Origin of the sequence: Endozoicomonas acroporae (assembly GCF_002864045.1) — a bacterium.
GTDB lineage: Bacteria > Pseudomonadota > Gammaproteobacteria > Pseudomonadales > Endozoicomonadaceae > Endozoicomonas > Endozoicomonas acroporae.
The window spans coordinates 1-2,467 of the sequence record NZ_PJPV01000246.1; the positions used below are offsets into that span (position 1 = coordinate 1).

The 2,467-nt window shown below is 50.3% G+C and carries 4 protein-coding genes; all 4 read right to left on the reverse strand.

Translation table 11 applies throughout. The features are described from left to right. Positions 1-755 (reverse strand): hypothetical protein (locus CX664_RS24740; protein WP_146000341.1); only part of this gene is annotated, 755 nt, incomplete at its 3' end. 654 nt (positions 756-1,409) lie between these two features. Next, positions 1,410-1,562, reverse strand: coding sequence for a hypothetical protein (locus tag CX664_RS26805; RefSeq protein WP_163373288.1), 153 nt, complete (start codon positions 1,560-1,562; stop codon positions 1,410-1,412). A gap of 28 nt (positions 1,563-1,590) precedes the next feature. Continuing rightward, positions 1,591-1,719 carry a hypothetical protein gene (locus tag CX664_RS27940; RefSeq protein WP_276328522.1) on the reverse strand — a complete coding sequence of 43 codons (129 nt, stop codon included), beginning with the start codon at positions 1,717-1,719 and terminating at the stop codon, positions 1,591-1,593. Next, positions 1,712-2,467, reverse strand: a 756-nt coding sequence (locus tag CX664_RS26810) for a hypothetical protein (RefSeq protein ID WP_180966627.1), incomplete at its 5' end; no start/stop codon positions are given. The genes CX664_RS27940 and CX664_RS26810, both read right to left, overlap by 8 nt.

The following is a 2,467-nucleotide window of genomic DNA, read 5'->3' on the forward strand; positions in this document are numbered from 1 at the left end:
CCGGTCGGCTTCGCGGAATTTGTTATATTGGCACCAGTAAAGTGAAGGTCACTGATGTTGCCTTTCAGAGTGTCAACAAAACAGTCAGACAGGCCGCTGATGGTACGGCACTGCCCATAGTAATCGCCGGTGAATGGGTGGGTAGCATTGCCAATGGATTGATAGTCTTTAGTGACATCAATATCCGCTGTCTGTTGATAGGTACCGTTTAGTGGAAATTCGGGATCTCGACCAATCTTGCCCAGGTCTTCTGCATTATTAATCTGTTTCGAATTGGCATACTGAAAAGAGCTGGCCAGGGTGCCAAGGGCAAGCAGCCCTTTGGCTCCCTGACTCCCTTGATAGCGGGCCGTGGATGGCTGTTGAAGGGGTACGGTTTTCGAGCAGGGTTCTTTTTCCTGAGCCTCTTCCCGGGTTTCTTTAGATGTCTGTGGTAATTCCGGTTTTGCATCCGGCCCGGGCAAACCGTTCCCGGACCAGGCATTGGCCATATCTTTCGCCATGAAAAGGATGGAACTCGCCGGCAGGATAGTTGTTGTGGCCAGTCGCAAAAGATCTTTCACTGCTTTGCGGGAATTGAAACTGAGGCGAGGGTCTTCCATTGGAATCAATGATTTCACAAATGCTTTAGAAACAGCAACGCCATGGCCGAGCCAGGAATGTTCGGTGCCATTCCCTGAACATTGGGAAGCGCTGTCGCAAATTGGTTGCTGAATTGGTTGCTGAATGGGTTGCTGATTGGATTGCTGAATCATAAACAGGACTCCTGATGTTGTAGTACATGGTTTCAATGAGTTTGACGGGTTGTCGTTATCACAAGCCTCTGCACTCCGTTCGTCCTGAGTACTGAGCTTGTCGAAACATCGAAGGGCGCAAACTCCGGGCCATGATAGATCGTGCCAACACCCTTCGACTTCGCTCAGGATGAACGGAGTTGGTACACGTCAATCTCCTTGAAATGATGTAGTAGTGCATAACAGTACATTAGAAAGCGCACAAAAAATGACGGCGCACTCCCTTGTTCGTCTATGCAGTGACGTAAAAGTTCCCGGGTTATGTTTTTTTTAGTGGTCGCGATGCCTACGTTAAAAGTGTCGTGTTATCTTTATACTTGAATGGTGGTAAAACTAATTAAAATTAGCGAAAAAAGTAGCGTTTTAATCCTTCTACCTTATTGATGGCCGTTTATTCAGATGTAATTATGTATTCCTGTTCGTCTATGCAGTGACATAAAATTTTTGAGTTATTTTATTTTAGGTATAAAAAGTCACACCGTCGTTTATCCATTAGCCAATTTCTTTTTTTTGCACCATCGAAAACCAGCCCATCAACCGCCCAAAAAAGAAGCATTCCTGATCAGCAGGGCGGTCTATTCTCGGACAGCCTCCTTTAGCATGGTGTATTCAGCTCTATGGATCGAACGGTGGTGCAATCAGGGCCTGGCTTGCAAATGCCACCACAAATGCCCATGGCGCGTGAAAATATTTTGCGCCACCTTCAGGGATCAAAAATGGTTGAGCAAAATATTTTTCACGGCAAAAGTTATAAATGCCTGCGGGCATCCCTTAAAATTGCTCCCTGCTTTTCAGGCTACAGTCCATCGGTGGACATTAAAAAAGCGCCTCTGGTATCAGGCGCTTTGGTGGTTTTGGTGACGGGTATCAGTCGGGTTTGTTCCGGTTGTGATAGTTGATTAAAACGTTTGTCCAGCTCAGTCACTCTGTACCGAACTCATTTCATGGGCTGGTTCCTGCTCAGGAACACTCTGCCTGTTCATTCGTTCCCGGATTCCCTGAATACCCTGGGATACCGAGTTGACCGCAGCGCTTGCCAGTTCTTTACCACGAGTCATTGGTTTCATCGCCAGCTCCTGACCACGCAACCCCTCCTGGTAACCGGTAATCCATTGATAGGTTGAATAGCCGGCAATCCCCAATCCGCCCGCTGCCAGAAGGGAAGCTGAGGTAATTCCCATCGTAGCGGCGGTTGTCGCTGCAGCGGCATTGCTGCCGTCCATGTCGGCAATCATTCCTTCCTCGCCAACGCTCCTGCGCCCGACGTGGTGTGCCCCGGTGTCGGCAACCATTCCTCCATCGCCAAGACTCCTTCGCCCGCGGTGGTGTGCCCCGGTGACGGCACTGTCGACCGTGCTGTTCACTACCGTGGGGGTGTCAACTATTCCTCCATCGTTAACCCACCCAGCCCCGAAGTCGGCGCGTGCATTTTTACCCGAGGTTTTGACCGTGCAGTACTCCGCCGTGGTGTTGACAACCGTTCCTCTATTGTTAACCTCCCCACCCCCGATGCCAGCGTGTGCGTACTCACCCGAGGTTCTGACATGGCTATCTACCGCCTTGGTGTTGGCAACCGTTCCTCCATTTACCCCCCCTCCACCGATGCCGGCGCGTGCACTCCTGCCCGAGGTTTTGACCCTGCTGTTCACCGCCGTGGTGTTGGCAACCGTTCC

Coding starts and splice junctions, on each gene's coding strand:
- CX664_RS26805 (WP_163373288.1), bottom strand. CDS start 1,562: ATGCCCGCAGGCATTTATAACTTTTGCCGTGAAAAATATTTTGCTCAA.